This window comes from Pseudomonas paraversuta (genome assembly GCF_904063065.1).
In the GTDB taxonomy this organism is placed as follows: domain Bacteria; phylum Pseudomonadota; class Gammaproteobacteria; order Pseudomonadales; family Pseudomonadaceae; genus Aquipseudomonas; species Aquipseudomonas paraversuta.
Window position 1 is genome coordinate 655,136 of record NZ_CAJFCL010000002.1, and the last position, 6,370, is coordinate 661,505.

The 6,370-nt window shown below is 58.8% G+C and carries 6 protein-coding genes; 5 read left to right on the forward strand and 1 reads right to left on the reverse strand.

What is annotated here, in order from left to right; all coding sequences use genetic code 11:
* Nucleotides 1–20: 20 nt before the first annotated feature.
* Nucleotides 21–467, reverse strand: coding sequence for a winged helix-turn-helix transcriptional regulator (locus JQ845_RS06065; RefSeq protein ID WP_203008755.1), 447 nt, complete (start codon nt 465–467; stop codon nt 21–23).
* A gap of 116 nt (nt 468–583) precedes the next feature.
* On the opposite strand from JQ845_RS06065, the gene JQ845_RS06070 reads away from it, so the two are divergent.
* From JQ845_RS06070 to JQ845_RS06090, 5 genes are all read left to right on the forward strand, one after another.
* Entirely contained in the window at nt 584–1,849 is a 1,266-nt protein-coding gene (locus JQ845_RS06070) for an MFS transporter (protein ID WP_202210688.1), read from the forward strand.
* A gap of 191 nt (nt 1,850–2,040) precedes the next feature.
* Nucleotides 2,041–2,460, forward strand: a complete 420-nt coding sequence (locus tag JQ845_RS06075) for a hypothetical protein (protein WP_010656600.1) — start codon at nt 2,041–2,043, stop codon at nt 2,458–2,460.
* Between the two features lie 150 nt (nt 2,461–2,610).
* On the forward strand, nt 2,611–3,291 hold the full coding sequence (locus JQ845_RS06080) for a GntR family transcriptional regulator (RefSeq protein WP_003445228.1): 681 nt from the start codon (nt 2,611–2,613) through the stop codon (nt 3,289–3,291).
* 696 nt (nt 3,292–3,987) lie between these two features.
* Complete coding sequence (locus JQ845_RS06085) at nt 3,988–4,971, forward strand: hypothetical protein (protein WP_203008756.1); 984 nt, start codon at nt 3,988–3,990, stop codon at nt 4,969–4,971.
* Between the two features lie 83 nt (nt 4,972–5,054).
* The coding region (locus JQ845_RS06090) for a hypothetical protein (protein ID WP_203008757.1) at nt 5,055–6,370 on the forward strand (1,316 nt) is incomplete at its 3' end.

The window sequence follows — 6,370 nt, forward strand, 5'->3', positions numbered from 1 at the left end:
CACCCGCCAGCCGCCATGACTCACACAACTTTATTGACCCAGGCTTGTTCAGGCGCGATCGTCCGTCCATCGACTGCTACGGGCTGCATCAAAGGCAAGGGCTGCCCGGTGGCCGTGTCCACCAGTTGCGAATGCGCTTCGTGCGGCCCGAACAGGTAGCGCTCGCCCCATTGCCTTAACGCCACCACCACCGGGAACAGGCTTTGACCTTGCGGGGTAAGCACGTATTCCTGATACGAGGTGCCGTCAGAAGCCGGTTGCACTTGAAAAATACCGGCCTCGACCAGGCTCTTGAGGCGGTTGGCCAAGACGCTGCGCGCCACCCCCAGACCCTGCTGGAAATCGCCAAAGCGCCTTACGCCGTCAAAGGCGTCACGCACAATCAACAACGCCCAGCGATCTGCGATTACCTCCACAGAGCGGGCAACCGGGCACGTGGTGGCCTGGCTCATTTGATGCTTGGTCATACAGGCTGCTCCGTACAGTTTCGGGTTTTCTCCGTGCAACAAGTTTCATTTTAAGACTCGTTACCCTAGAATCAAACTAGTCTTAATTTGAAACTACATTCAACGGAGATCCGTCCATGGCCATTGATCAAGTTTCCCGGCCCGATCCAGCAGCGCCAGCAACCACCGGCAGGCGCATGCCGCGGGCGCTGGTCGGGTTATTCGCCTGTGCCAGCGGGCTGAGCGTGGCCAATGTCTATTATGCCCAACCGCTGCTGGATCAACTGGCCACAGACTTTGCGATCAGTCATGCCAGGGTCGGTGCCGTGATCACTGCGACGCAGATCGGCAGCGTGCTGGCATTGCTGCTGATCGTGCCACTGGGCGATCAACTGGATCGCCGCCGCTTGATGCTCGCCCAACTGGCGGTACTGATCGCCGGTCTGGTCTGCGTCGGCCTCACCCGCTCCCCGGCAATGATGCTCTCCGGCATGCTGGCCATCGGTCTGCTGGGTACCGCCATGACCCAGGGCCTGATCGCCTATGCCGCCACCGCCTGTTTGCCGCAAGAGCGTGGCCGGGTGGTGGGTACCGTGCAGGGCGGGGTTGTCATCGGCCTGTTGCTGTCACGTCTGGCCGCCGGACTGATCTCGGACCTGGGTGGCTGGCGCTGGGTGTACCTGGGCTCGTCGCTGGTGATGCTGGCCCTGGGGTTGATTCTGTGGCGTGTCCTTCCACCACAGCAACCGGCTGCGGCGCCCATACCCTATCCAAGGCTGGTGCTGTCGATGTTTACCCTGCTCAGGCAGGACCGGGTGCTGCAAGTGCGCGGCATGCTCGCCTTGCTGATGTTTGCCGTGCTGAGCATTTTCTGGAGTGCGCTGGTGTTTCTCCTGATCAGCCCGCCTTATTCCTTTTCGCACACCACTATCGGCACCTTCGGCCTGGTCGGCGTGGTGGGCGCACTCGCTGCCGCGAGAGCCGGGGCCTGGGCCGATAAAGGGCTGGGCCAGTGGACCACCGGCCTGGCTCTGGGGCTGTTAATCATGGCCTGGCTGGCACTGTGGTTCACCAGCAGTTCGATGCTGTGGCTGATAGTCGGCGTCGTGCTTCTGGATCTTGGCGCCCAGGCCATTCATGTCACCAATCAAAGCATGATCTTCAGTGCGCACCCCGACTCCCATAGCCGGGTGGTGGGCTGCTACATGCTGTTTTACGCAACAGGCAGCGGCCTGGGAGCGCTCGCATCAACCTCGGTTTATGCCACGTCCGGCTGGTCGGGCGTGTGCCTGCTGGGCGCCGCCGTCAGTGTGCTGGCCCTGGGGTTCTGGGCCGGCACACTGCGACAAATGCCAGGTTCGCGGGCATGTGCTGAGGGTACATCGGCGGCACCCTCCAACTGATCGCAGCGATCAGGCGCTGCTGACAGACTCAGAATATCCATGGCTAAAAGGCGCCTGTGCTGGTCCAGGGGTTACCAGCGGTTAAACATGCCACTGTTGTTTCTTGAAATATTCTTGCCGGATTGCGCTCGACCAATCCGCGTATCTTCGGTTCGCTGCCTGTCACTTACCAACCAGTGAGCCCTGGGTATATGGATAATCAACAAACCGTGCAATACCTCAATACCGATCTGGAACTCATTGCCCCGATCGACCTGACTTTACTCGCACAAGCCCTGGCCCCTGCGCACATTACGACTGCGCCAATCTGCTGTTTACATGTGGGCTACATGGATCCGCTTGGCTATCACGCCAGGTTTGAAGCCTTTGCCCCTGAGGGGAGCTACGGAACTCCGGAACAAAGTATCGATGCCTTGCTCAGCGCCATCGAGCAGCTTGACCCGCAATGCCACGCCCTGTGGCAGGCATGTTCCAGAAAGACCCTGGATATCGGTTATCGCAGCGCGATTGCACCCGGCAGTCTTTCTCATCAGCTATCCCTGCAGACCCTGGCCCGAATGCAGGTTTGGGGGATTGACCTGTCCATCACCCTGTACCCGGTGGACGAATGAAAGGCAGCAAGGTTGCGCCATCGGGCGCCCTGCCCGGCTGGCACCCATGCCGCAGAGCTCCCTGCAATCGGCTAAAAGCTCCTGAGCCGACCATCGGCACAGCGAGTGCTCAGGCAAATTCGTATACCATATCTGCTTCTCCAGAAAACGATGACCACCGTGGCCCACCCTAAACTCAATGTCCCCGACCTGGGCAATTCGCCTTCCACTTCGGAAATCATCACCCTGCATCTGCGTGACGCTATTGTCGCCGGGCATTTCGCTGAAGATGAACCGATTCGCCAGGACGATATTGCCCGCCAGTTCAACGTCAGCAAAATCCCGGTACGCGAAGCCCTCAAGCGTCTCGAAGCCGAAGGCCTGGTGATGTTCCAGCGCAATCGCGGGGCCATGGTCACGCGTATTTCCGATGCAGAACTGGCACAGATGTTCGAGGTGCGCATGCTTCTGGAAGACAAGTTGCTGCGCCTAGCAATCCCCAACATGACCGAAGCCACCTTCGCCCGCGCCGAGCTGATTTGTCAGGAGTTTGTTGGCGAGGACGATGTTGGCCGCTGGGCCGAGCTCAACTGGGAGTTGCATGCCTGCCTCTACGAACCGGCGCAACGGCCCTTCCTGATCAGCATGGTGCGCTCGGTCAACGACAAGCTGGAGCGTTACCTGCGCATGCAGATGAGCCTGTCGGCGGGCAAGGACCGCGCCGATCATGAGCACCGGGAAATCATCGAGGCCTGCCGCGGCGGTGACGTGGAACTGGCGGTCAAACTGCTGGACGAGCACATTGCCGGGGTCTGCAAGACCCTGTTCGAGCACCTGCCGCAAAGCCACTGACCGGCAACAGCCCTGTACCGACCTGCTCATTGGCGCAGGGTGCCCGCTTAAGACCTCCCCCGGATTCACCCGGCTGAACCGGCCTGGCCCCTCCATGATCGGCAATTGCGCGCCCTGCGCAATCTGCGCCCCGGCAAGCATCACGACTGCATGACCCAACGGCACGCCTGACTGGCGTAAAGCCGGGTGCAGCAACCTGTTTAATACAAGTCATCGTCGCTATCGGTGATTTCGGCAGTCTCTGCCCAACCGTTCACTTCAACTCTTGTTATCAAGAGCGCACGTACCGAGTGCGAACAAGGTGTGGGGGTGTACAGGCAACTCGCCATTCCAGTGACTTTATTGTAAAGCCCCGACTTACATCCCCCGCAGATTGTTCCATCGAACAATAGCGCTTATTTTTTAGACCGCATCTAACAGCAATAGATGACGAGGCTTACTGGTTTGTTTTAACGCCGTTTACCCCCCTTGCTTATCTCCAGTTAAAGGGGAGTTTTAATGGCTGGCACCGTCTGTCAAACGCCCGGACTACTCACTGTAAACACTGTCCGTACAGCGTTCTGACGGTTCTACCCATTTACAAACACACAGGCTTTAACCGCCATAACTTGCCCCACTAGAACGCGCCCTCTTTCGAGGACGCTGCTTTATTCAATAGCGCCTGCGCGCCAGGTGCACTTATCAGGAATATAAAGCATGACTACTTATATGGACCCGTACTGGTATATCAATGATATGGAGGTGCACACCGACACCACGCCACATATCTACGCCAATGGCCTGCAACAGGTAAAGGTAACTTTGGGCGTCAAGGCACTGGATGGTCGTGGTGCTGAAGTTGGCCTGACCCAGAGTGAAAAAGACAATCTGCGGATTGTTATGTACCGCAATGCCAACCAGGTGCTTCCCTTTGATGAATTCGATTCCCTGGGCTGGTCTGCCTCCTCTCGGTACAAGGGTTACGAGTACTTTCCCAACTCCCAGGTCAAGGCTTCGATCGGGCCAAAGGCCGGCTTTGAATACTTTGAGTTTTATGTGTCGTGTCAGTCTTTGGCCGCTGCCGGGCAGACCATCGGACTGGCCTTTATGGTGACGGGCGATAATGGTCGGCGTTTCTGCTCCAATGGCTCGAGCTGGTACGAGGACGGCACTCCGGATCGTGGGACCAGCCACGATAAACCGGATGCCAATATCACGGTTCATCGTCCGCCCCGCTATTCACAGGATAACTTCATCCTCTCCGAGTTTTTTGACCTGCCCTCCATGCATTTGAAAGCCGGGATTTTCAATCGCCGTTGCACATTGACCCTGCAAACGGCCCCGAGCCAGACCATTGCACTCAAGAGTATGAGCATGCTGCCCAAGGGCATGATCATGTGGGAGAGCAATCTGCCCGATGACCAGATGAGCAGCTTTGTCGGCTATGTCGAGCCAGGCAAGACCCAGGTTCAGTGGAACTCCGCGCTCCCGCAAAGTGTGATCCCGTTGCCGACCCTACCGGCTGCCGTTCGGGACAAGGGCAGCCTGGTGCTCTGTGGCCGGGTTGACATCAAACAATCCCAGGGCGGCTTTCGCGGCCCGTGCGATATGAGTCTGGTGGATGTTTATGGCAATGAGCACCACTTGACCCTGCGTTTCGACCCCAAGGACCGTGAGCGCCTGGAATTGACGCTGGCCTGATAAGCACTGAAAAGGCCCCACCTTTCTGGATGGGGCTTTTTCAGCTCCTTCTTGTAAGTTGCCAATAACAAGAGATAGCCATAGTGATCGACCCTTCTAACAAAATTTCCACCCCCCAGATCAAATCCGCCGTCAGCCTGCTCAACGCCGGTGACCTGTATTCCGGTGCCTACAACTTTATGAGCAGCATTAGTGCCGGCGTCGATCCGCGCACCGGTGCGTTCTCTGCCTCGATAACCCTGCCCACCGGCGCCGCCAACGATTTGCGCGGGCCCATCGGCCAGCTGCATCTGAGCCATAGCCCGCTGATGACAGCCGACCAGGGCTTTGGTCTGGGTTGGATGCTCGGCACCACCTCCTGGGACGGGGCCAGCCAGCAACTGCAACTCAATTCCGGCGAGCGTTTTCGCGGTGAAATTGTCGGCCAGAACATGCGCTTTCCCGATGTGCGTTTGCCGGTAGTCGCAGTGACCGTTCAGCGTCAGGAAATGTGGGTCCGGCATAACGACGGCACTTGTGAACGCCTGATTCCTTTGTCGGGGCATGCCAGCCTGTGGGTGGTCAGCACCCTGGTGGGGGCCGATGGCAGCGCCCTGAATTTTGACTGGCGTTCGGTTGGCAATGGGGCTTACCTGCAAAAGGTCAGCGATGCCCGGGGCCGCACGGTGCTGGCACTGGCCTACGAGGGCGTGAGAACCCGCCTGACGTTGCAGCCGTTTACCCCCGCACAGGTGGTGATGTCTTTTCACCGGGTCTCCGGGCAGTTGCGCCGGGTAACGGTGGACGGCCTGCCCGACAGTGGCTGGCAGTTTGAATACACCCGCAGTGATTCAGGTCTGTTGCTGCTGAACAAATGCACCCAGCCCACTGGCAGCACCGAGGAAGTGACCTATAGCGAGGCAAACGGCCTCAACCTGCCTGCAGGGGCGCCGTTTGCGCGGATGCCGGTGGTCAGTCAGACCCGCAAAGACCCGGGGGACGGCCAGCCGGTGCAACTGGTTCGCTATGACTATGGCCTGTATGGCAGCAACAACTATTTTGGCTGGCCGGCAGTGCGCCAGTGGCGCAACCGCGAAGACAACCTCTATCACCTGACCGGGGCCGGGGATTTTCTCTATGGCTCAACCGAAACCCTGATGGATGCCCGGGGTACTGTTTTGCAAACAGTGTCACGCACCTTTAACCGCTTCCACCTGCTGACCCGTGAACGCACGCAACGGGGCCAGACCCTGCAGGAAACCGAAACCACCTATTACGACGAGCCCTGGCTGCCCATTGCCCGGCAACTGCCTTACTTCCAGTTCCCGCACAAGGTCATTACCCGCAAGGCGCAGCTGGACGGCCAACGGGTGCTGCGAGAGCTTGTTACCGAAGAAGAAACCCGCTACGACGACCTCGG